General features: G+C 62.7%; 15 protein-coding genes and 1 pseudogene. 10 read left to right on the top strand and 6 right to left on the bottom strand.

The genetic code is table 11. The features are described 5' to 3' along the window. Positions 1 to 13: 13 nt before the first annotated feature. The 8 genes from B0G75_RS35765 (at position 14) to B0G75_RS35730 (ending at position 7,383) form a co-directional block, all read left to right on the top strand. Positions 14 to 985 carry an SDR family oxidoreductase gene (locus B0G75_RS35765; RefSeq protein WP_106314455.1) on the top strand — a complete coding sequence of 324 codons (972 nt, stop codon included), beginning with the start codon at positions 14 to 16 and terminating at the stop codon, positions 983 to 985. Positions 986 to 1,054: 69 nt separating this feature from the next. Continuing rightward, complete coding sequence (locus tag B0G75_RS35760) at positions 1,055 to 1,681, top strand: NADPH-dependent F420 reductase (RefSeq protein WP_258194864.1); 627 nt, start codon at positions 1,055 to 1,057, stop codon at positions 1,679 to 1,681. A 201-nt stretch (positions 1,682 to 1,882) separates the two neighbouring features. Beyond that, a complete protein-coding gene (locus B0G75_RS35755; protein WP_106314479.1) occupies positions 1,883 to 2,206 on the top strand; it encodes a helix-turn-helix transcriptional regulator in 324 nt (107 codons plus the stop codon). Positions 2,207 to 2,218: 12 nt separating this feature from the next. Further along, on the top strand, positions 2,219 to 2,695 hold the full coding sequence (locus B0G75_RS35750) for an ArsI/CadI family heavy metal resistance metalloenzyme (protein ID WP_106314453.1): 477 nt from the start codon (positions 2,219 to 2,221) through the stop codon (positions 2,693 to 2,695). A 23-nt stretch (positions 2,696 to 2,718) separates the two neighbouring features. Beyond that, on the top strand, positions 2,719 to 3,213 hold the full coding sequence (locus tag B0G75_RS35745) for an arsenate reductase ArsC (RefSeq protein WP_106314452.1): 495 nt from the start codon (positions 2,719 to 2,721) through the stop codon (positions 3,211 to 3,213). A 22-nt stretch (positions 3,214 to 3,235) separates the two neighbouring features. Continuing rightward, the gene (arsB, locus tag B0G75_RS35740; protein WP_106314451.1) at positions 3,236 to 4,306 is read left to right on the top strand and encodes an ACR3 family arsenite efflux transporter; all 1,071 of its coding nucleotides are present in this window, start codon (positions 3,236 to 3,238) and stop codon (positions 4,304 to 4,306) included. 30 nt (positions 4,307 to 4,336) lie between these two features. Then, entirely contained in the window at positions 4,337 to 5,059 is a 723-nt protein-coding gene (arsH, locus tag B0G75_RS35735) for an arsenical resistance protein ArsH (RefSeq protein ID WP_106314450.1), read from the top strand. 455 nt (positions 5,060 to 5,514) lie between these two features. Continuing rightward, complete coding sequence (locus B0G75_RS35730) at positions 5,515 to 7,383, top strand: serine hydrolase (RefSeq protein WP_106314449.1); 1,869 nt, start codon at positions 5,515 to 5,517, stop codon at positions 7,381 to 7,383. 186 nt (positions 7,384 to 7,569) lie between these two features. Here B0G75_RS35730 and B0G75_RS35725 read toward each other — a convergent pair whose 3' ends face one another. Further along, positions 7,570 to 9,684, bottom strand: coding sequence for an acetate--CoA ligase family protein (locus B0G75_RS35725; protein ID WP_181309424.1), 2,115 nt, complete (start codon positions 9,682 to 9,684; stop codon positions 7,570 to 7,572). Positions 9,685 to 9,707: 23 nt separating this feature from the next. Beyond that, positions 9,708 to 10,490, bottom strand: coding sequence for an enoyl-CoA hydratase/isomerase family protein (locus tag B0G75_RS35720; protein WP_106314478.1), 783 nt, complete (start codon positions 10,488 to 10,490; stop codon positions 9,708 to 9,710). 284 nt (positions 10,491 to 10,774) lie between these two features. Here B0G75_RS35720 and B0G75_RS35715 point away from each other — a divergent pair, with 284 nt between their 5' ends. Then, entirely contained in the window at positions 10,775 to 12,106 is a 1,332-nt protein-coding gene (locus B0G75_RS35715) for an MFS transporter (RefSeq protein WP_106314447.1), read from the top strand. A gap of 13 nt (positions 12,107 to 12,119) precedes the next feature. Here B0G75_RS35715 and B0G75_RS35710 read toward each other — a convergent pair whose 3' ends face one another. Further along, positions 12,120 to 12,911 (bottom strand): IclR family transcriptional regulator, encoded by a 792-nt coding sequence (locus tag B0G75_RS35710; protein ID WP_106314477.1) that lies wholly within the window; start codon positions 12,909 to 12,911, stop codon positions 12,120 to 12,122. A gap of 189 nt (positions 12,912 to 13,100) precedes the next feature. Between B0G75_RS35710 and B0G75_RS35705 the strand changes: the two are divergent. Then, positions 13,101 to 13,295 (top strand): annotated as a pseudogene (locus B0G75_RS35705) (IS6 family transposase); the annotation flags it as partial. Positions 13,296 to 13,306: 11 nt separating this feature from the next. Here the strand turns inward: B0G75_RS35705 and B0G75_RS35700 are convergent. From B0G75_RS35700 to B0G75_RS35690, 3 genes are all read right to left on the bottom strand, one after another. After that, complete coding sequence (locus B0G75_RS35700) at positions 13,307 to 14,029, bottom strand: OmpA family protein (RefSeq protein WP_106314446.1); 723 nt, start codon at positions 14,027 to 14,029, stop codon at positions 13,307 to 13,309. An 80-nt stretch (positions 14,030 to 14,109) separates the two neighbouring features. Then, complete coding sequence (locus B0G75_RS35695) at positions 14,110 to 20,535, bottom strand: ESPR-type extended signal peptide-containing protein (RefSeq protein ID WP_106314445.1); 6,426 nt, start codon at positions 20,533 to 20,535, stop codon at positions 14,110 to 14,112. A gap of 952 nt (positions 20,536 to 21,487) precedes the next feature. Beyond that, positions 21,488 to 23,455, bottom strand: a complete 1,968-nt coding sequence (locus B0G75_RS35690; RefSeq protein ID WP_106314444.1) for a YadA-like family protein — start codon at positions 23,453 to 23,455, stop codon at positions 21,488 to 21,490. Positions 23,456 to 23,469 lie beyond the last annotated feature (14 nt).

The raw sequence follows: 23,469 nt of genomic DNA, 5'->3' as shown, positions 1-23,469 counted from the left end.
AAAGGAGCAGTACATGCACGTTTTCGTCACTGGCGGGACCGGCCACGCCGGTTCGCACATCATCCCCGACCTCGTCGCGGCCGGCCACGAGGTCACCGCCTTGGCCCGAACGGACGAGTCGGCGGCTGCGGTGTCCGCTCTCGGCGCCAAGGCGCGTCGCGGGGATCTTAGCGACCTCGATGGGCTCAAGACGGCAGCGGCCGAGTTCGACGGCGTCATCCACGTGGGATACCGGGCTGACCTGCTTCAGGCCGGTGGGATCGCAGCCTTAGGCGATTCGGAGCTCTCGATCGTGCTCGCTTTCGGCGAGGCGCTGGCGGGGACCGGGAAACCGCTGGTCGTTGCAGGCAGCATCGGCGCACCGACAAACGTGGGTCGGGAGGCCCCTCTTGTCGCACCGGTCAGCCTGGGCCGACCGGCAACCGAGGATGACCCCGCCCTTCCCGCCAGGCCCCTCGACGCAGGCACACTGCGGGCTCGCAACGTCGTGGAGACCGCTGTCGTCGGCCTTGCCGAGCGAGGCGTGCGGTCTTCGGTCGTGCGGATTCCCCTCATCGCACACAGCACGGCCGATCGCGTCGGCTTCCTCCAGATCCTGATCGGGCTTGCGAAGGAGAAGGGCGTCATCGGCTACCCCGGAGACGGCGAGAACCGGTGGCCCGCCGTGCACATCCGCGATCTGGCATCTTTGTTCCGACTGGCATTGGAGAAAGGTCCTGCCGGCAAAACCTGGCACGCGGTTGCCGACGAGGGTATCCGGTTCCGCGAGATTGCTGAGGCCATCGCCGCTCGCCTGGGCGTGCCCGCTGTGAGCATTCCCGCTGACGAACTGATGGTGCCGGGCTACTTCGGGTTCCTCTCGGCTGTGGTCACGGGCGACTTCCCGGCGTCCAACGCCATCACGCGCAAGTCTCTCGGCTGGGAGCCTGCTCAGCCAGGCCTGCTCGAGGACATGGATAACGGTCATTACTTCCCCGCAGGCTGACTGGACTGACAGCAGGGAGCCGGGTCGGAACTGGCCCGGCAGACGCCAATACCCCAACTCACGAGGAAGCTGCACATGAGCACTATCAGCATTATCGGATCAGGAGGGATGGCCACTGCGATCGCTGGCCGTGTCGCCAAGGCTGGACAGACTGTCGAGGTGATCAGCCGCGATAACGCAAAAGCGCAAGCACTGGCCAACCAGTTGGCGTCCGGAGCGATCACCGGGAAGTACGGCGCCGCGCCGGCGGGCGACATCGTCATCCTCGCCGTGCCGTACGCCAGCGCGGCGGCAGTGGTGGCCGACTTTGGGAAAGCGCTCGGCGGCAAGGTCATCATCGACATCACCAACCCGGTTGCCCCCGACCTTTCGGGCCTGTTGACCCCTCCCGGCAGTTCCAGTGCGCAGGAGACCGCCAAGGGCCTCCCCGCCGGCGCGCATGTGGTGAAGGCCTTCAATACCATCTTCGGTCACGTACTCGCCAAGGGTGGACACCTCGACGCGTTCATCGCAGCCGACGATGCTGAGGCGAAGGCGCGCGTCTCGACCTTCCTCGAAAGTCTTGGGCTGCGTCCGTTTGATGTCGGCGGCTTGCAGATGGCGCAGACGCTCGAGGCGCTCGGCCTGATGATGATCGGCTTGGCCAAAAATGGCGCCGGCACCTGGGACTTTGCCTTGAACGTCGATCTTGGCTGAATCACCAAGCACGGCCTCATCAGCAGGTGCGGGACACCTTTGAGAGCAAGTCAAAAACGATAGCCGCCATTGACCTCACTGCGTCGGCGTTATCTAGCTAACGCGGCGGTTTAGCCGCGCATGAAAAGTCAGAGAGCGTATGCCCCCGCTGAACCGCCGCAGTGGCTTGCTTTCCACCAACATTTCGAATATATTGGAATTATGGAAGATAAAGACATTATCCGTGCCCTTGCGGCGCTCGCCCACGAGCTACGCCTGCGTGTGTTCCGCATGCTGGTCGTCGCGGGTCCGACCGGCTTGACGCCGGGCGCCATGGCGGAACAGCTCGACGTTCCCAATGCGACGCTCTCGTTTCACCTGAAGGAGCTGATGCACGCGGGGCTCGTCACGCAGGAGCGCGACGGGCGCAGCCTGATCTATCGGGCCGCCTATGACCAGATGAACGCAGTCTTGGGTTTCCTGACCGAAAACTGCTGTCAGGGGCAGCCTTGCCTTGAACCTGGCGCGGCCTCATGCAAATGCTGACGGAGAACCACCATGAAGCGGTTTCACATCCACGTCCGGGTTGACGACCTCGCAGCCAGTATCGCGTTCTATTCAAAGCTGTTCGATGCGGAACCGGCGCGCGTCGCGGTGGACTACGCGAAATGGATGCTGGACGATCCTCGCGTGAACTTTGCGATTTCAACGCGCGGCACGAAAGCCGGTGTGGACCACCTCGGCTTCCAGGTGGACGACCCGGCCGAGCTTGCCGAACTCGCAACGCGGGCGGAGGCTGCGGACATGGTCCTGCTCGATCAGGGCGAAACCACCTGCTGCTATGCGCGCAGCGACAAGCACTGGGTTCTTGATCCGCAGGGGATTGCCTGGGAGCACTTCCATACGCTGGACGGCGCTCCGGTATATGGAGAAAGCAGGCAAACATCGTCGTCGGGAGGGGCAACGTCCTGCTGTGCCCCGAGCGGCAAACCCATTGGCATTCCTGTTAAACCCGCCGGTTCGGCCTGCTGCTGATCACGCTGCGCACAGATAACACCATGACCACAAACGTACTCATCCTCTGCACGCACAATTCCGCGCGCAGCGTGCTTTCCGAAGGCATGCTGAACCACTGGGCGAAGAAGCTCGGCAAGGACGTCCGCGCGTACAGCGCGGGCAGCGCCCCGAGCGGAAGCATCAATCCGTTCGCGCTCGAAGCGCTGACGAACGCCGGTATTGATACGGAAGGCTATCGCAGCAAAAGCTGGGATGAATTCGCGCAGGACGGCGCACCCGAGATGCGCATCGTCATCACCGTCTGCGACAGCGCTGCGGCCGAACAGTGCCCGTTCTGGCCGGGCAGCCCTGTCAAGGTCCACTGGGGCTACGCCGATCCGTCGAACGCGCCGGGCGGCGATGAAGGCAAGCGGCGCGCATTCGAACTCACTCGCGAAGCGATCGGCTACCGCTTGCTGCAACTGCTCGCGCTCCCGCTCGAAAGACTGGACAACGCGCAACTGCGGCACGCGCTGGACGGCATCGTTCGGAGCTAAACCCTTTCCATCGAGTCACCCCATGAACACCCCCAATGTTGCCGCTTCAGGGAGGCCCGCAGCGAAGCCGGCCATCAGCTTCTTTGAGCGATACCTGAGCGTCTGGGTCGCGCTGTGCATCGTCGCCGGCATCCTGCTTGGACAGGTGCTGCCTGGTGTCTTCCAGATGATCGGCCGGGTGGAATATGCGCATGTCAATCTGCCGGTCGGCCTGCTGATCTGGGTGATGATCATCCCGATGCTCGTCAAGGTCGACTTCGGCGCGCTGCATGAGGTGCGCCAGCACGTCAAGGGCATCGGCGTGACGCTCGTCGTGAACTGGCTGGTCAAACCGTTTTCGATGACGCTGCTCGCATGGCTCTTCATTAAGCACCTTTTCGCGCCGATGCTTCCTGCAGACCAACTCGACAGCTACGTCGCAGGTTTGATCCTGCTCGCCGCCGCACCCTGTACGGCGATGGTGTTCGTCTGGAGCCGCCTGGCCGGCGGCGATCCGCTGTTCACGCTCTCCCAGGTCGCGCTGAACGACAGCATTATGGTGGTCGCGTTTGCGCCGCTCGTCGGCCTGCTGCTTGGCATTTCCGCGATCACGGTGCCGTGGGCGACGCTGCTCACGTCTGTCATGCTCTACATCGTGATTCCGGTCATCCTCGCGCAGATCCTGCGCAAGGTGCTCCTTGTCAGGGGGCAGGCGGCATTCGACGCCGCGATGGCAAAGATCGGCCCGTGGTCCATCACCGCGTTGCTGGCGACGCTGGTGCTGCTCTTCGCGTTCCAGGGCGAGGCCATCCTGAAGCAGCCGCTCGTTATCGTACTGCTCGCCGTGCCGATCCTGATCCAGGTGTTTTTCAATTCGGCTCTTGCATACGTGCTCAATCGCGCGGTCGGCGAGAAGCACAACATTGCCTGTCCGTCGGCGCTAATTGGTGCGTCGAACTTCTTCGAACTGGCTGTCGCAACCGCGATCGGTCTGTTCGGCTTCAACTCAGGTGCGGCGCTCGCGACTGTCGTCGGTGTGCTCATAGAGGTGCCGATCATGCTGCTCGTCGTGCGCATCGTCAACCGCTCAAAGGACTGGTACGAGTGCACCTGAGGAATCCGGAAACGATCACAGAGGGCAAACGTGTCTGATCTTACGACTGACCTCCCGCAGGTGGACGCGACGCTGTTTCGCGTGCCCGATATCAATCGCCTGCAGCCTGCGAAGGCCTCGCTGCATCCACCGCGCTTTCTGCTGCTCTATGGTTCGTTGCGCGAGCGCTCGTTCAGCCGCCTGCTGAGCGAGGAAGCTGCACGCCTGCTCACGGCGATGGGTGCCGAAGTGCGCACGTTCAATCCGAGCGGCCTGCCGTTGCCGGACGACGCGCCGGACAGCCATCCCAAGGTGGCCGAACTGCGCGAGCTGGTGTTGTGGTCGGAGGGCATGGTCTGGTGCTCGCCCGAGCGGCACGGCGCGATGACCGGCGTCATGAAGGCGCAGATCGACTGGATTCCGCTTTCGGTTGGGGCGGTGCGGCCGACCCAGGGCAAGACACTCGCCGTGATGCAGGTCAGCGGCGGCTCGCAGTCGTTTAACGCCGTCAACCAGATGCGCGTGCTTGGACGATGGATGCGCATGCTGACCATCCCCAACCAGTCGTCGGTGGCGAAGGCCTTCACGGAGTTCGACGAAGCCGGTCGCATGAAGCCTTCAGCGTATTTCGACCGCGTCGTTGACGTAATGGAAGAGCTGGTGAAGTTCACTCTGCTGACGCGTGACATCGGTCCGTACCTCGTAGACCGGTACAGCGAACGCAAGGAGAGCGCCGAGGAACTGATGAAGCGCGTCAACCAGACCAGTATCTGACCCATGGCGCCCGCCGCTTCGGATCGAAAGCCAGGCGAGAACACCGCGACATGGGCGCTGCGCATCTACCGCCGTGCGCATGAGGAAGCGCTTCGCGTGAGCAATCACGCTACGCGCCATCGAGCGTGACGAACGGCGCATCGACCGCTTTCAACTACCGCGAATAGATTCAAAAGAGATCGTATGGCGGCGATTGCGCCAGACAATATCACGTGCTGCGCCGAGCAGAATTTGGTACCTTAGGGGCGCGCTCTTAAGCCAAAGCTTCGTAGCATCTCGTCACGTTGCTACTCAAGTTCGCCCGCACGCCTATGATTTGGGGCACGGTGGCCCGTTCAAAAGACGCTGCCCCGCCGCGTCGAAATTGCGAAGATCGTCGTTGCCATGTTGGCGGCGCCGTAGCTGAAGAAAAGCGCTTTTTTGCAGGTCCTAATAACTAGAGCAAAGGGAATACTGTGGCCAAGTGCGATCGCAATCACCAGATTCTTTTCAGCGTAGGCCGGCGGCAGTTTCTCGGCTACACCGGCGCCGGGATGCTCGCGGCGGTGCTGCCCGGCTGCGGCAACGGCGACATCCAGTCGGCGCCCTATGAGCAGACCATTGCGCTCGGTCAGCAGATGATCCAGCAGGCCGTCAGCGATCCGTCGAATCCCGTCGCGGCGATCTCGATCGCGATGGTCAAGGGCAACACTGTGGTCTGGCAACAGGCGTTCGGGTTGGCGTCGGTTCCGGGGCAGATCAAGGCAACGCCGCAGACGCGCTTTAACATCGGCTCGGTCAGCAAGTTGTTCCCAGCACTGGCGGCGACGATCCTCGTCGATCGCGGTCTGATCACGCTCGACACGCCGATCGTCAAATATCTACCGACCTTCACGATGCTGTCGCCGGAATACGCGCGGATCACCACGCGTCATCTGCTGTCGCATGCATCCGGTCTGCCCGGCACAAATGGGCGCAATCTCTTCACGTTCGAACCGGTCGCCGGATACGCCGCCGACACGCAAGCCGAACTCGCCAACTCGCACCTGAAGCATTTGCCAGGTGAGTTGGCCGTCTATTGCAACGACGGCTTCACGATGGTCGAGCAGATCGTGCTCGCCATGACGGGCCAGAGCTTCGCGGACTTCGTCCAGTCGGCTATCCTCGCGCCGCTGAAGATGACCCAGTCGAGCTATCTGACGAGCGTGCCGTCCGGCGGATCGTTCTCGCTGCCGTACGTGAACGGCACGCAGCATCAGGAATTCGTCAATGCGTACGCGACCGGCGGACTGAGTTCGACGCCCGCCGACATGATGAATCTCGCGCAGATGATCTACGGCGGTGGTGTGTTCCAGGGACAGCGCATCGTGTCCGCGGCGGGCATCGCGGAGATGGGCATGGATCAGACAAAAGGCCTGACGATCAACCCGTCGCCGGAATGGCGCTGGGGTCTCGGTTGGGACAGCGTCGTACAGCCGGCGCTCAACGCTGCAGGCGTGCTCGGCTGGGAAAAGGACGGCGGCACTGCTTTCTACTCAACCGAATTTTTCGTCGTGCCCAACTCGCAGTTCGCGCTGCTGGTGACCGGCAATGCGGGCTACAACGCTCGGGCGATTGCCGAAACGCTGGTGCTGTCGGCGTTGAAGGAAGACGGCACGATTTCGTCGCTGCCGGCGAAGCTTGGCACCACCGCGCCGCCGGTCGCATCGGGGCCGGGCATTGCGAGCGGCGTCGGCATCTACGGCAGTTCGGATTTGCCGTATCAAGTGCTCGCCAACGCGGATGGTAGTCTGCAGATCAACCAGTGGGACGCCGCAACGCGAGGCTGGGCGAAGATCGGCGGGTACCAATACCGCAGCGACGGCTGGTGGTGGAGCGATACCGATACGGCGTCGTATCGCTTTGCAGTCGTGTCAGGCAACGACAGCGAAGGAAATGCGTTCAACTATCGCTACCTGATGAAGCGGGTCGTGCCGGGCGCGGGCTACGCCTATCTGACGCTGCCGGTCGGTCAGCAACTCGCCCCGCTGGCGGTGCTCGACAGCGCCTGGCAGCAACGCGTCGGCACACAATGGACGTTGACCAACGATTCGCCCAGCGCCGTGCCGATTGTCGTTCTTGGCAATCCGCCGGCGTTCTTCGCGACACTCGCCGAACTCCCGGGCTACGTGCTGTACGGCAACGAAGACCTTCGCTATCAACTGTTCGTGCCGGTGAGCGATACGCTCGGCGGCATGTCGATCAAGGTGCCGGGCAATTTTGGACGCGACCTCTATGAGATCCGTTTCGCGTCGACCGCGGCAACTTCGCTGACGATCGGCAGTTCGATCTACGCGCGGTTATGACGGTGAGTCGTTCCGTGACGCCGGGCTTCACGGTCTCCGTCGACGGCATGGCATTCGCGCACGAGGCGCCTGCCGTGCCAACGTAACTGTTACGCAACAACAGGTGGATTGACTGAAATGCTGAGCTGACTCTCGTCTCCGCCCAGGAGGCGAGAGTCCAGCGTCGACCAGGTTGTGTTCTTTCGATCAACCCTCCCGACTATTCCGCTCAGCCAGCACGGCAACTCCATCGGCGGCCTTCACACCCTGCCCTACAGGGAGCACGAAAACTGGATTGATTTCCGCCTCGACGATGCGGTCTCCGAGTTGCGCGGCCATCCCTGAAAACGCGACGATCGCCTCCACGAGCGCGTCTACGTCGGCACGCACGCGGCCTCGATACCCGTCAAGCAGCGGCCACGTCTTCAGTTCATGCAGCATCTGCAGCGCATCGTCCTGCGTCAGCGCCGTGCCGTCAGGGAGTAACCGCATCGTCGTATCCTTGAACAGTTCAGCTGTGACACCCCCCATGCCGAGCAGCATCGCCGTCCCAAGCGAATCGCGGTGCAGGCCGAAGATCAATTCGACGCCGCCAGTCACCATCTCCTGAACGAGGAAAGCATTCGGTACGGTACCGGTCGCCGTATGGACGTCGTCGCGCATCCGTTCGAGTCTCGCGTCGATCGTTTCAACGCTCAACCCGACCGCGACACCACCCACCTCACTCTTGTGGGTGATTTCGTTGGACAGAAGCTTGAGCACGACCTTGCCGCCAAACTCCTGCACGGCTGCCTTCGCCTCGCTCGCATTGCTCACGATCCGTTCTCGCACCGGCGTGATGCCGAAGCGGCTGAACAAAGTCTTGGCCTGCGCTTCATTGAGGGAGCCAACCGGAAGGTCATCCAGTGCGACCTGCTGGAGGGCCACCGAATTGGCCTGCTGCGGGACATCAAGCCGATTCCGGGTGTGCCGCCGCATGGCGCCCAGCGCCGTCGTGACACTCTCCGGATCGACGAAAGCGGGCACGCCCTGACGATTGAGCAACGCGGTGACTTCCGGCGCGTGCGGACTGACGAATGCGACAAGCGGCTTGTCGCTGCCAGGCAGCGAATCACGAATTGCACCGGCCATCAGATCCGGCATTGCCAGACCGGACGACCCGACGATCACGACCACCGCGTCGTAACCTGGGCTTGCCAGCAAGGTCCGGATGGCTCCGCGCAGAAGGTCCGGCTGAAGGCCGGCCAGCGTGACATCGATGGGATTGCGATCGAGCACGGCGTGGTCCCCGGTCTGCAGCGCACGCAATGCGGTTGCGGTCGCCTCGTCGGGCGCAGGTGTATCAAAGCCGCCCATGCCGAGGCTGTCAGTCACCAGCGTGCCGGCGCCACCTGTAGAGGTGAGGATAGCGACCCGCTTCCCAGACAACGGGCGGCGCACGGCGAGCGCAGCGGGAATATCCAGCAGATCCGAAAACTTTTCCGCGCGAATCACCCCGAGTTGCTGGAACAGCGCGTCATACATCCGGTCAGCCCCGGCGAGCGCACCGGTGTGGGAAACGGCCGAGCGTGCTCCTGATTCCGAGCGCCCGATCTTGAACACGACAATCGGCTTGCCTGCTGCCGCCGCGCGTAATGCGGCCAGGCGGAAGCGCTCAGGATGGCGCAGACCTTCCATGTACAACGCGATAACCGACGTCGCGTCGTCGTCGACGAAATAGTCGACGAAATCGGCAACGTCGAGGTCTGCCTCATTGCTTGTCGACACCAGCTTGGACAGACCGATACCGCGAGACGCCGCCCTCGATAGCAGCGAGCCCAGGATGCCACCGCTCTGGGAAACAACGCCAATGCCGCCGGCGGTGAACGATGCGGTCTCAAGCGCGCCGCTCGCCGACAGCATGATGCCCTCAGTCAGGTTCACCAGCCCGATGGTATTGGGGCCGAGCAGACGCATCGACCCGGCGGCCTCAATCAATTCCGCCTGCCGCCGTGCGCCCTCTTCGCCTGTTTCTGCGTAGCCGCTGGCCAATACAATAGCCGCACCGGTACCAAGGCGCGCCAATTCCCTGACCGCCGCGTGCGCGCGCTCCGCACCGAGCAACACAATGCCCACGTCCGGCGCTTCGGGCAGCGACGCGACGTCCGGGTAACAACGCAGGCCGTCGATTTTTTCATAGCGCGGGTTAACGGGATATATCCGTCCATTGAAGCCGTGCTTCTTCAGATAGGCTATCGGGCGACCAGACGTCTTCGCGGCATCCGCCGACGCGCCGATGGTGGCCACGCTGCGCGGGCTGATAAGGCGTGAAATTGCATTCATCTTGACCACTCCACTCATGACATTCACCGGCTCTTGTTCAGGAAGGCGAGGACGGATTCCCGATGCTCATGGCTCGTGTAGCAGACCGCCTGTGCCTGGCTGCCTTGCGCAAAGACCTGATGGGCCGACAGTTCAAAACTCTGATTCAGGATCGACTTTCCGAGCGCGAGCGCGGTCGGCGAGCCTTGACCGAGTTCTTCCGCCCACGCCTGCGCGTCGGCGAGGAGCGCGTCCGATCGGCTAACTCGATCCGCAATCCCGAGAGCCAATGCCTCAGGCGCCTCAACCTTACGACCGCTAAATATCAGTTCTTTGGCCCGCGAAAGACCCACACGGCGCGGAAGGAAATACATGCCGCCGCCGTCGGGAATCAAGCCACGCTTGATGTAACTCCACGCAAAGCTGGCCTCCTCCGACGCTAGGACAAAGTCGCAACTGAGTGCCATATCGGCGCCGAGACCCGCAGCAGCGCCGTTCACAGCGGCAATCGTTGGCTTCGGCATGGAGAACAGCAGGTTCACGGTGTGATGCACGCGCTGCTGACGCGACCATCCGTTAAAGGCCACCTCGCCGGCAGGCGCCTCCATTCGCTTCGCCATGCCACCGACGTCGCCACCCGCACAGAATCCTTTTCCGCTACCTGTCAGTACGACGGCTCGAACCTCCGGGTCGGTGGACACCCGGGCCAACGCTTCAATGAGTTCGGTGCGCATATCGTCGGAGATTGCATTGCGCTTCTCCGGACGATTCAGCGTGATCGTCGCGATGCGCGACGTGATTGTCAGTTCAATATTCGATGTGCTCATGACTCTACCTTTCAGGAACATTTGTGTGAGCGGCGGCATCTGCAGGCGTGCCTGTCCGTCAGCCGATGCCAGGAAGAGTAGCCCTCGTCGGTCGGAAAGACACCCCGTCGGTTCCATCCAGTGAAACAACGCGGTCCATCAAACCATTTCGCCGAATCACATCGTTCCACTCTGTGAAACGAGCCTCTTGGCAGGGCCTGCATCCCGCCCATAATTGGCTCCTGGGCAGAGGCGGCGCCGAGCAATCGAGAGGCGTTGCAACACGATATAAAGACGGAGACATCATGCAAGCAAGCCGGACCACATTGATCGAGCCAATAGCGATCGAGCCGCATGCGGACGCACGTGCGATCTATCGCAAAGTCACGTGGCGGCTGCTGCCCTTCCTGTTTGTCTGCTACGTGTTCGCGTACCTTGACCGCGCCAACATCGGCTTTGCGCACCTGCAGTTTGCGCGCGACATTGGGATGTCGGAGGCTGCTTTCGGGCTCGGCGTCGGATTGTTCTACGCCGGCTATATGCTCTTCGAGGTGCCCAGCAATCTGTGGCTTCAACGGGTCGGCGTACGGCGCACCTTGCTGCGCATCATGGTGTTGTGGGGTCTGGTGTCAACGGGTACGGCTTTCGTACAGACTCCTACCCAGTTCTATATCGCACGAGTTCTCTTAGGTGCCGCTGAAGCCGGCTTTTTCCCGGGTGTCATTCTCTACTTCACCTACTGGTTTCCGTCCGCTCGCCGCGCGCGTATTACGTCGATTTTCATGACGGCAATCTGCGTGTCGGGGATTATCAGCGGTCCGTTGTCCGGACTGATCCTGCATAGCCTGTCCGGCGTGGGTAATCTGAAGGGATGGCAATGGATGTTCATAATCGAAGGCCTGCCGTCTGCTGTCGCCGGGCTTTTTGCGTATGTCTACCTGACCGATAGGCCTGAAGAGGCCACGTGGCTGAGTTCCGCCGAGAAAGAGTTTTTGATTGGCGAACTGAAACGCGAGGCACTCGCCAAAACAGAACGGGCACAGTCATCCATCTGGGTAGCGCTCAGGGAGCCGAAATTCTGGGCGTTGACGTTCGCCTATTTCAGCGTGCCGTGGGCCAGCATCGTCGTGCATATCTGGGCACCGAGTGTGATCCAGAAGAGCGGCGTTACAGACTTCTGGCATATCGGCCTATTGTCCGCAATTCCGTACATTACCGGCGCCATCGCGATGTACCTTCTCGGCAGGAACTCGGATCGCATGCTGGAGCGTAGATGGCATTTCATGGTGAGCGCACTTCTCGCAGCACTGGGCGTTGTCTTTCTCCCGTATGCCGCGAACAATCTGGTTCTGCTGATGGTGTTGTTATGCGTCGCTACCGCGGGCTATCTGGGAATGCTCTCGCTGTTCTGGACAATCCCACCGGCCTACCTGTCCAGCACGGTCGCAGCCAGCGGTATCGGTCTTATCAGTAGTCTCGGCCAGTTCGGTGGCATTTCAGCGCCGACAGCAATCGGCTTCGCGTCCACCCACTTTGGGAGCAGCGCCATAGGGCTTTACGCTGTAGCGATCGTTTCCGTGCTGGGCGGCCTGGCGGTCGTGCTCTGCATTCCCGCTCGTGCCATTAATGAACGGTAGGCATGCCAGGCAGTCAGTTTTCGATCCTGGCGACTTCGGCCAGGATCTGATCGCGCAATTCAAGCAGAGGCGTTGACAACTCGGTGACTATCGTCTGCATGGGCTCTACGGACCGCACGCTGAAATTGACGACAACCGTGCGATGACCGGGGATTGTCAAAGGTGCCGCGATGGCCACCACCTCTGGCTGCCAGCTTGCCCCGCAGTAGCCGTGAGCGCGGACGCTGTCCACGGCCTCCCGGATTTCAGCCCGGACACGTGCCCATTGGCCACGCTCCCGTTTCTCAAATCTCGTCATCATCCTGACAAACTCTTCTTTCGATAAGGTCGACAGATGCGCGCGCCCGAGCGCAGTCAGCTCCATCGGAATACGTTGTCCAGACACGATCGTTCGCAACGACGCACGTTGGTTGTAGCGGATAGACTCCAGATAGACCATGTCTTCACGATCTGCGGCAGCAAGCCCCACGTTAATGCGACGCTCCTGGGCCGCAGCGCGCATCAATGGGCCGGCGGCAAGGAGGATCGTCGAGCCGCTACGCATCGCTTGCGCGACGCTCAACACGGGCACACCGAGCCGATACGCCTTACGGCCCACGTCATGTTCGAGATAGCCAGCCTCAGCGAGCGTGCGGGTGAGGCGGCTCACTGTCGCTTTGGCCAGACCTGTGCGTTCCACGAGGTCCCCGTTGCCGAGCAACGCGGCTCCTGGGCCAAACGCGCTGAGTATCTCAAGACCACGTTCGAGTGACCGGTTCGACACCGTTCCCCGCGATTGTTTTTGAGGTGCCTTTCGCTCCGGCATCGAACAGTCTCCAATAAATTGCGGGGTCCTGAAGTGGGCGTTGTCTTTGCACATTTTCCACTTCGATTCGGAACCTCGGGTCCAGCATTATCGCCCGACGGCGAGGCCGGTTACCGACCCGCTCGTTCGGCGATGCACCAGCCGACATTCGACCCGGCTCTACAAGACGCAACAGCGACCTGTCGAGCTATTCAGCAACACCGCTGCGCGGTTCGATGGTATTTCCGCTTCCAGTCGAGCCTGCGTGACATCGAAGAGCTGCCGTTCGAGCGCGGCGTAATCGTGACATACGGGACCAGCCGATGCTGGTGTGACAAGTTTGATAAGGGCTTTGCTTATCGCGCCAAAGCGGCGCGACGTAAGCCCGGTAGTACATGGCATCTCGCTGGGCTATCTCACTCTGCGCGAACTTCGATGGAAACCCGCCTGTCCGGTTGCAAGCAAGCGATGAGCGACTTGCTGCCGCCGTCCGGACAATGCGCTGTTGCATTGCTGGAGCCCACGCCCGTTGCGTGAATCAACTCACCGTTCAGTCCATGATCGATCATGTACTCCCTCACTGTCTGGGCACGCGCGCGGGACAATGGATAGTTGACCGTTTCAGGCCCCAGACGGTCAGTGTGACCTACAACCGAAATCGACTGAACGCCGCGACTTTGCCTGATACGCGCAATGACCTGGTCAAGAGCGGACGCTCCGCCCGGTAAGATCGAAGCGCGGCTTGACCGCCCGAAGGCAAACAGGGCATCGCTTTGCAGCACGAACTCATCGACCGTTTGCGCCACAGGTGCGACCGGCTGCGAGGCCGCTGAAGCCGGGGTATCCGGCGCGTCACCACACGCGAAGGTGAGCCGCCGCGTGACATCGGCCTGATCATTGTCCGGCAGCAGGCGTCCGACTTTCTGCACCGGGCGAACCGGCTCTCCCTGACATATCCGTTGGGCGACCTTCATACAGGTAGCAGGTCCTTCGAATATCCCATGACATTCGACCTGATGAAGCCGCGAGCCGTCCGCGGCCGTAACCGTATATGCGTTAAACGCCGGCCCGGAAGCACTCGAACATCCCGCAAGAAAAACCAGGCTCAGCGACAAACTCCATCCAGAAAGATGATTCATTGTGTTCTCCATATTATTTTTCGCACGCCCGGTTCGGTGCGCGATCACGTTCTCCGCACTTGAGCGAAGGCGTCCGCGCACTACCATTGCATGGCCGCGCCCATGCCGAAGGTTGTGCCGCCAGGGCTCATGCCGACACCCGCTTTCATCTTGATGTTCTCCGTGAGACGAGCGGTTCCGCCCAGCGCCACGGCCTGGTAGCCACGGAAGCCCGCTGTGCCGACGCCGAATGACAACGTCTTGTCTTTGTCAACCTCCGGAATCATCGTCAATGCGGTCGCCGCGGCGATGCCGGAGTAGGCATTGCGCGCGACCGAGTTGATGCCCGATTGCAACTGATCCACGCGTTGGTCGGTATAGGCGTTGGCCTGTGCGAGCCCGGCATTGAGCTGGTCCACGTTGACGGCGTCCGTCCCTTGCGTTCCCGCAGCTACGTTCGCCACCTGCCGCGTATCGTTAAGCGAGCCGACGGACACCACGTTGCTGCGGCCTCCGTCCGTGCTGCCCGCCCCTAGCGCCACCGAGTTATTCCCACTCGCGGCCGCGCCAACCCCGACAGCGGTCGCACCCGTCGCGCTCGCTTGCGAACTGTTGCCGACCGCCGTGCTATTCGACGCGGATGCCGATGCACCCTGGCCGCCCGCTGACGAATTCGAACCCGTGGACGACGGTGGCGTCGGCGTGCCGGGCGAGGACGAGAAGCTGCCGCCGTTGTTGGTGGTCCGCTGGTCGATCAGAGTGGTCAGTCGGGTCGACACCGCGTCCAGTTGCGAGACATTCACCGCATCGGTTCCGGCCTTGCCGGCAGCCACACCGGTAATCTGCCGATTGCCGATATTGACTTCACCCGCGGACGACTGCGGACTGCTCAATCCGTACGCGATGTAATTGCTCAACGCGCCAACCGTCGTCACCGATCCCGCGCCCAGCGCAACACTGTTTGCCATCGTCGCGATCGCTCCCGAGCCCATCGCGACCGCATCGACGGCGCTGCTTTGCGCCCCCGAGCCGATAGCAATGCCGCCCGCGTTGGCGGCCTTTGCGTTCGCGCCTTGCGCGATCGACTGCGCACCACTTGCGATCGAGCCGCTGCCGAGCGCAATCGCATCGGCCTGGGCCGCGTTCGAGCTCTCGCCAATCGCGACGCCGCCTGGCGCCGTGGAGTCGACGATGGCGCCGTTGCCGATGCCCACGCCGTTGTCACCGTTGACCACGGTGGTCGGTCCGACGGCAATCGACTGCGCGCCGACAGCCAGCGAATCCGCCGCCGTCGAATTCGCATGGAAGTACAACTGTCCAGAAACAGCGAACGACGAGAGCGCGCCCGCAAGCTGTCTGATCGTGACCGCGTCCTGGGCCTGCGTGCCGTCCGCGACGTTGGTCAACTGGCGATAGGTATTGCCCGCCGCGCTGCCGAAAGACACGGCGCCGAGCAAGGTTTGATCAGACGTGTTGAAGGGAATCGCATGGGTGCCATTCGCAATTGAACCGATACCGGACAGGACTACGCGATTGGACACGGACCCCGAGCCGATCGCGACTCCGCCCGCCACCGATGCGCTCGACAGCGCGCCCAATGCAAGCGCGTTGTCCGCCTGCGCGGCAGCGCCGTTGCCGCCGGCGAAGCTGCTCCCCCCCGCGGCCGTCGCCCCCACACCCGCCGCCAGCGCATTGACGCCGGTCGCGCCATTGTTGTTGTAGTTGCCACCCTGCGTGCCGCCGTCGTTGACGCTGTAGTAGTGCGTTTTGCTGGCCGTGACTACACCGGCGAGGTTGTCGACAGCCTGATCCGTCGCGTACAGTTGCGAACCGTTCACTGCATCGGTACTGGTCGCGCTCACCCGGCCTGCCGCCACGTTGGTCACCGTGCGCTCATTGCCTGCACTGCCCACGCTCACCGTGCTCGTCGGGGCTGTCCCCGCGTACGTGTAGGCCGTGCCGTTGATCGTGTCGCCGGTCGTTGCCACTGCTGCAGCGGTGGTCGAACCGCTGCCAAGCGCGACCGCGTTGGCATTGTTCGCCACTGCACCACGACCCAAAGCCGTGCTGCCAGAGCCGCTCGCGCTGGCAGCCACGCCCGCCGCAAGCGAGTTGGTGCCGGTGGCGCCGTCGTCGGCGTAGTTGGCACTCTGAGTACCGCCGTCGTTGACGCTGTAGTAGTGCGTCTTGTTGGCGGTTACCGCCGTGGACAGACTGCTGACTGCCTGATCGGTTGCATACAACTGCGAACCGTTCACTGCGTCGGTGCTGGTCCCGCTCACCCGGCCTGCCGCCACGTTGGTCACCGTACGCTCGTGACCCGCGCTGCCCACGCTGACCGTGCTGGTCGGAGCCGTACCCGCGTAGGTGTAGGCCGTGCCGTTGATGGTGACACCCGGTGTCGCCACCGCCGCGGCCGTTGTCGATCCGCTGCCCAGCGCCACGCTATTGGCGAACGTCGAGCTGGCCCCGGCACCTAGCGCTACAGCGTCGGTAGCGCTGCTTTGCGCGCCGGAGCCGACCGCCACGCCGCCCTGGTTCGCGGCATTCGCGTTGGCGCCCTGCGCAATCGATTGCGCGCCACTCGCGACCGCGCCGCTGCCAAGCGCCATGGCGTCGGCCGCGGCCGAATGCGATTGTTGGCCAATCGCAACACCGCCGGGCGCCGTTGCATCGACCGCCGCTCCGTTGCCGACACCTACGCCGTTGTCGCCGTTGACGACAGTCGTCGGTCCGACCGCGATCGACTCCGCGCCCACAGCGAGCGAATCGGCCGCCGTCGAATTGGCGTGGAAATAGTTCGTGCCCGTCACCGAAAACGACGACAATGCGCCCGCCAGTTGCCTGACGGTGACCGCATCTTGCGCCTGCGTGCCGTCGGCCACGTTGGTCAACTGCCGATAGGCCGTGCTGCTGCCGACGGACACTGCGCCGAGCAATGTCTCATCGGAGGTATTGAACGGAATCGCGTGGGAGCCGTTGGCGATCGATCCCGCTCCGGGCAGCACCGTGCGATCCGAAACCGAGCCCGAGCCGATCGCCACGCCGCCGACAACCGAAGCCGTCGCTTGCAGCCCGAATGCGGTTGCGTTGTTCGCCAGCGCCTGCGCGCCATTACCCAACGCCGTGCTGCTTACGCCGGAAGCCAGAGCGCCGACACCCGCAGCCAGCGCGTTGACGCCGGTGGCGCCGTCGTCGGCATAGTTGGCGCCTTGCGTGCCGCCGTCGTTGACGCTGTAGTAGTGCGTCTTGTTGGCGGTTACCGTCGTGGCGAGCGCGTCGACGGCCTGATCGGTCGCGTACAACTGCGAGCCGTTCACCGCGTCGGTACTGGCCGAGTTCAACTGGCCTGCCGCAACATTCGTCACCGTGCGTTCGGCGCCCGCTTTGCCGACGCTGACCGTGCTTGCCGGCGCGGTGCCGGCAAACGTGTACGCGGTCCCATTGATCGTCGCGCCTGGCGTCCCCACCGCGGCGGCTGTCGTGCTTCCCGCGCCCAGAGCCACAGCACCGGCGTTGGTGACTGCGGCGCCCGAGCCGATCGCCACGCCTTGCGTCGCCGCGGCCGACACCGTTGCGGCGTCGCCGAACGCGATCGAACCCGCGTTGTTCGCTTGCGATGCATTGCCCAGCGCGACGGCGCCCTGGCCGGTCGCGATATTGGCATTGCCGAGCGCCACCGCGCCTTGGCCGTTTGACGTATTGTTCGCGCCCATGGTTATCGCACCGGTCCCGATCGCCGAGTTCGGATCGCCGATGGCGACCGCGCCGTTACCGCTGGCGGTATTGCCCACGCCGATCGATACCGCCTTGCCGCCGGTGGCGGTTGCCGTCCGACCGATCGCAATGGCGCCGGCCGTGTTCGCGATTGCTCCGGTGCCCTGAGCGATCGAGTCGCCACCCGTGGCTTGAGCCCCGTTGCCCAACGCTATGTCGTTAGCTGTCGTCGGTGCGCCATTTACGCCGGCCACCGCATTCAGGCCCTGGGCGATCGAACCGTTACCGTACGCATTGGCGACTGGTCCCACCGCGATTGCGTCAGTGCCGGTGGGAACACTGTCGGCCAACACCGAATTGGTGTGGAAATATTTGATCCCGCCGCCATTGTTGATGTTGGCAATCGCTGTGGTATTGGTCGACACCTGCTGGTTAGTGGCGAACAGCTGGGACCCATTCACCGCATCCGTGCTCGTGGCATTCAATGCGGCCGGCGCCATGTTGGTGATAGTCACCGGAGACCCGGCTCCCGCCCCGCCGGTCGCACCGAGCGTGATCTTCGTACCACCCGCCGCGTCATACTTCACCGCGATATTGGCCGTGTTGTCGATATTCGTATTCAGCGCGGTTAATGCACCGGCAACCGTCGTCTGCGGGTTGGGTCCGCTGACGGCTCCGGTAGCGCTGACGGCGTTGACCGGCTGGCTAAAGCCGGTGATAGCGCCGGTCGTCGCGCTATAACTGGCGCCGCCACCTAATGAGCCAGCCGTCGACGCGCCAAGGTTATTGACGCCGGTGACAACAGTATTCAGTTGCGAGCCGTTGATCGCGTCGGTGCTGGTAGCCGAAATTACACCGGCTGCCACGTTCTGCAGTTGCCGGTCTTTGCCAGCAGAGCCGACCGACACCACGCCATTGGCCGCGTTCGCGATGCCGGCTGCGGTGCCGCCGTAAAGCGCAGTGGTGCCCGTATGGGGCGCTGCGGTCGCACTGCCCGCGCCCAACGCGACGTCGTTCGCGTTGCTGGTCGATGCGCCGGCACCGAGTGCGACCGCATGGGTCTGGTTGGCCACCGCCGAATCGCCGAATGCCAGCGCGCTCGCGCCGTTCGCGGTGCTCGCGTTGCCCAGCGCGACCGCGCCTTGACCATTGGCGGTATTGCCGTTGCCCTGCGCTACCGCGCCGTCGCCCGTGGCGGTATTGTTCGCGCCCACGGCGACCGCGCCATTGCCGCTCGCGGTATTGGGATCGCCAATCGCGACTGCGCCGTTGCCGCTCGCAGTCTGCGCCTGACCGAGTGCGACTGCGCCCGTCCCGCCGAGTACTTGGGAGTTATGGCCGCCGGCGAACGAACCGGCGCCGGCGGCCGCGGTGACGGTGCTGCCGTCGCCGATCGCAACCGTCGAGGCGGCGAGCGCTCTTGCCGCATTGCCGATGGCGGAAGCATTAGCCGCGTTAGCCGTTGCGGAGGTACCCATGGCGAGCGCATCTGTGTTGGCGCCGGTCAGCGCCGAATCGCCTATTGCGATGGACGAGGAACCCGCCGAGCTCGCGCCGGAGCCGATCGCAATTGCGCGAATGCCCGACGCCGCGGCGCCTGCCACCGTCGCCGGGGCAGACGCCCCGCCTTCCGCAACGGTATCGGATGACCCCAACGCTATTGAATTAGCACCGGTGGCTTGCGAGCCGTTCATCATGCCGAGCGCGTTGAGCCCCGAGGCGGCGGCGCCTGCTCCCAAAGCCACGGCATTCTGGGCCGTCGCTTTGGACACTGTGCCGGCGGCGAGTGAAGAGGGACCCGACGCAGTCACGTCCGTGCCGACGCCAATCGCGCCCGCAGCCGTCGCGCCCGTGCCGGCGACAGAGCGCGGTCCGAGATAAACGGCGTTGAGTCCGCTGGCGATGGACTGGAAGCCGACAGCGACAGCATGCGTCCCGGAGGCTGCGGCGATATAACCGACTCCGACGGCTGCGGGTCCGCTTGCCACGGCCTGGAAGCCAATCGCCGCAGCATAATCGGCGGTCGAGGTGACATCAGTGCCGATGGCGATGGAGGCCGTTCCGGTCGAACCGGTGCCTGCAGCGGTGCGCGCGCCCAGATAAAGGGCGTTTGCACCGGTGGCGCTGGCTCCCGAGCCAACGGCTATGCCGTTGGTCTGGGAGCCAGTGGCTCCGCTGCCCAATGCGACCGCGCCCGAGGCGGCAGCGTTGGCACTCGAACCCATTGCAACGCTGTTGTCCCCGGTTGCTTTCGCCAACGGGCCGACAGCAGTGGACACATTCCCGCTCGAGACAACATCGACGCCAATCCCGATAGCCGACGTTCCGCTGGCGGTGACATCCGTACCGATGCCGATCGCCGATTGCGAGGTTGCGCCGGTGCCCGGAGCAGTGCGCGCCCCCACGTAAATGGCATTTACACCATTAGCAATGGCCTGAAAACCGAAGGACAAGGCATTAATGCCCGTACTACTGGCGCCATAACCTACCGCGGTGGCTCCGCCACCAGACGCCGTGGACTGAAAACCCACGCACGTCGTGCTGCCACTATAGAAGTTATAGGGTGCCGACGCGCAGCTCACCTGCGCTTGCGCCTGCGCGCCCCATCCCCCGAAACCCATTAGCAACAGTACGGTAACGACACGCGGTCCCGAACCGGGCGACGCCGCGGCATCCTGCTCGCCACCGCGTGCGTCGCATACGGAAGCAGCCGCTCCCGATTTCCCCTTGCCGCGCGACGTATCCAGCTCCGACGCGGCTACGAAGGCGCCTAGCGCCTTGTTCCAGATGGTCCGATATGCTCTGTTCATGTCGTTGCCTCACCAGTTAATTGAAATTCGAAGTTCACAAGTACGAGCATGTGCATGCATCTCACATATTCAGGATGCCTACTTATCTTGTTTAATGGTCTAGCTTCGGCGCGCGCCACCTTGGCTTTGGATCTGCGGCAAACTCCTCCTACCCCGGGCGACTCATGAATCCCTAGCACGAGCGCATACCCGCGCTGGCAATGCGATTCGCATGACTAAGTAAATATCGAAGGTCGATCAGAGCGCCGGTTTTCGAAACACTGGCTCCTCAGACGCTTGACGAATGCCTGGCTTATGAAGGTCCGAAGGGGAGACGCAAAGGAAAGGCGATCGCGTGGCGGAGCACCAGTTGCCGGCCAGACTGATGTGATTTCTTAGCCGGGGCAGCGCCCGACCCTGTTCCGACTGGGATGCTCATCGATACTGCCCCCTCAGTAGCCTCTTGCAACGTTTCGCCGGCCCGTGGCATGACAAGTAGTCTTGCGCCAGCTACACGCACCGTTTTTCTTTCTCGCAACGCATTGAGCACTATGTGAGACGAAGGCCGGCGCGCTATTCGCATGGAATGCGGCGGCTCCCTTTATTTGAGTCGTGTAATGAAAGGAAAGATGAGTGCCCGCGCGAACTTTCTCATAGGTCTTTTCATTTGTCTACAAAAAGCCTTTGGCGATATCCGGTTATTCCAAATGTAACAACCAGATTCCACTAACCCTATTAGCAACTCCGAAAAGGGTCAGGATTTCCTGACAATCATTTCAGGAAATTTGCAATTATTTCTCTATTTTTTAACGCCAGTTGCGTGTAGCAAGGTGCATTAAAAAATGCGAGGCAGTTAAGGGTAAGGAAAGAAGAAATCCATTCAGGGAGGCCGGCCCGGCAGGTTCTCTGTTTCTTGCCTGTCTGCCCGCTGCTGCAGCACAAGGGCGGCAGCAGCGGAAGACAGTCAAGCTACTTACCAGCGGTAGCCGACGCCCGCGCCAGCACCCACGGAACCGTGACCCGAAACACCCGTCGTGACGGAGCCTTTCACCATCCACTTCTGCGTCGCGACCGACAGCCCGACAGCCATTGCGGACTGTCCACCGTAGTTGCCGCCTGCGAGTGCAACAACCTTCTCACCCGGCAACACAGCTTGCGGCAAATTCGCCATGGCGATTGCGGACGCTGTACCAGCGTTCGCGTCACGACGATATTTCTGCACGTCATCGCGAACGCTGTTGATTGCATCATTCATCTGTCGCACGTTGACTGCGTCAGTCGGAGCCGTACCGTCTGCAACGTTGGTGATCTGACGCTCAGCACCCGGCGCGCCGACCGAAACCGTGTTGTCCCGGTCCGCGACAGAATTTGCACCCAGGGCAACCGAATTATTCGCGGTGGCCTGGCTGTTGGTGCCGATTGCAGTCGAATCCGTCCCTGTGACTCTGGAATTCGTGCCGACGGCGGTTGCACGTGCAGCCGTGACTGTCGTGTTCGTGCCGATTGCCGTACCGTCTTGCCCCGAAACGTTCGCACCGTTGCCCACAGCGGTTCCGTTCGGAACTGACACCACCGAATTTTTGCCCACTGCGGTGCCGGTGTCGTCAGTGGCCGTGCCATTCGAGCCGGACGTCGAGATCTTGTCGACCGTAGTGGTGATTGACGCCAGATTGGTCGAGAGTGCCGAGACCTGCGAAGCAATCGAGAAAAGCTGCGAGCCGTTTACCGCGTCCGTGCTGGTGGCGCTTATTCGACCGGCGGCGACATTTTGCAACTGATGTTCCTGACCGACCGCGCCGATACTCACGACACCGGTCGGCGTTGCGCCGGCGAAGCCACCGAAGGTGACTCCGTTCAGCGTGACGCTACTCACGTTCGTTGCTGCACGTGTAACCGCGCCGGAACCGAGCGCTGTCGATTCTGCGGTCGAAGCCGCCGCCGCGTTACCAATCGCGATTGAATTTGCACCTGTGGCCTGTGTGAGCGTGCCCAGCGCGATCGCATTGGCCGATGCGGCATTCGCATTAAATCCGACTGCGATGGAAGTGAGTGATGATGAAGTTGACGACTGGCCAATTGCAATGGCCGATCCGCCACTCGCCACGCTGGAGTTGCCGAGCGCCGTCGAGCTACCGCCGCTTGCCGTCGCTAAGGGACCAATTGCCGTGGCGCTGTTGTTGCTCGCGTTCGCCCCGGCACCTACGGCCACGGCAGCTACGTTGGTTGCCGCTGAAGACTCACCGATCGCAATTGCGTTCTGGCCGGTCGCCTGTGCGCGGGCAATTGCAACGCTACCGATCCCTGACGCAACGGAATCCACTCCGACTGCCGTAGCGTCAGACGCGTTCGCACTTGCCTGGAAACCCAGCGCCGTTCCGCCAGCGGCCGAACTATTGGTACCGACAGCGGTTGAAAATTCAGAAGTAGTGTGTGCAAGAGCACCGATTGCAGTCGCGTCGCCGGTCGTCGTGGTCGCCCCGCCGCCGATCGCAACGGCTCTCGCGCCATTTGCGACCGAATTGGCGCCGACCGCCGTGGCATTCGTACCATTCGCTGTGACCGTATCACCCACTGCAGTTGCGGCACCGCCTTGCGCCGAGACATTTATGCCGACAGCCGTATTCTGGCTTGAACCGTCCGCACCAGCGACCGCGGGGAACACTCCGCCCGTGCTCGCGGAGGGCGCCGTGGCGCCCCCGATGGTCGCAGTCTGACCAGCGTTTTCGCCACCGACAGCGAGGTTATCTGCGTACGCCTGACCCACCGGCAGCAGTATCACTGCCGTCAGTACTGCCAGCGCCGCCTTTGATTTCAGTGGGATACCGGTCTTACCCATTTCTGCTTGCCCCGGCTCGCCCTGCACGCCGCGCTGCGTCTCGGCTGCCGCGACTAGCGCGCCAACTCGACGATTCCAAACCAACTTATATCGGCTCTTGTTCATTACGTTCCGCTCTC

Source organism: Paraburkholderia sp. BL18I3N2 (assembly GCF_003001875.1).
GTDB lineage: Bacteria > Pseudomonadota > Gammaproteobacteria > Burkholderiales > Burkholderiaceae > Paraburkholderia > Paraburkholderia phytofirmans.
Note: the sequence above shows the minus strand (reverse complement) of the source record. Positions and strands in the feature narration are given on the sequence as shown.

Excerpts from the sequence above, each read along its gene's own strand:
- B0G75_RS35765 (WP_106314455.1), top strand. The coding sequence starts at position 14 with ATGCACGTTTTCGTCACTGGCGGGACCGGCCACGCCGGTTCGCACATC.
- B0G75_RS35710 (WP_106314477.1), bottom strand. The coding sequence starts at position 12,911 with ATGCCGGAGCGAAAGGCACCTCAAAAACAATCGCGGGGAACGGTGTCG.
- B0G75_RS35700 (WP_106314446.1), bottom strand. The coding sequence starts at position 14,029 with ATGAATCATCTTTCTGGATGGAGTTTGTCGCTGAGCCTGGTTTTTCTT.
- B0G75_RS35745 (WP_106314452.1), top strand. The coding sequence starts at position 2,719 with ATGACCACAAACGTACTCATCCTCTGCACGCACAATTCCGCGCGCAGC.
- B0G75_RS35725 (WP_181309424.1), bottom strand. The coding sequence starts at position 9,684 with ATGAATGCAATTTCACGCCTTATCAGCCCGCGCAGCGTGGCCACCATC.
- B0G75_RS35695 (WP_106314445.1), bottom strand. The coding sequence starts at position 20,535 with ATGAACAGAGCATATCGGACCATCTGGAACAAGGCGCTAGGCGCCTTC.
- B0G75_RS35715 (WP_106314447.1), top strand. The coding sequence starts at position 10,775 with ATGCAAGCAAGCCGGACCACATTGATCGAGCCAATAGCGATCGAGCCG.
- B0G75_RS35755 (WP_106314479.1), top strand. The coding sequence starts at position 1,883 with ATGGAAGATAAAGACATTATCCGTGCCCTTGCGGCGCTCGCCCACGAG.
- B0G75_RS35690 (WP_106314444.1), bottom strand. The coding sequence starts at position 23,455 with ATGAACAAGAGCCGATATAAGTTGGTTTGGAATCGTCGAGTTGGCGCG.
- arsB (WP_106314451.1), top strand. The coding sequence starts at position 3,236 with ATGAACACCCCCAATGTTGCCGCTTCAGGGAGGCCCGCAGCGAAGCCG.
- B0G75_RS35720 (WP_106314478.1), bottom strand. The coding sequence starts at position 10,490 with ATGAGCACATCGAATATTGAACTGACAATCACGTCGCGCATCGCGACG.
- B0G75_RS35750 (WP_106314453.1), top strand. The coding sequence starts at position 2,219 with ATGAAGCGGTTTCACATCCACGTCCGGGTTGACGACCTCGCAGCCAGT.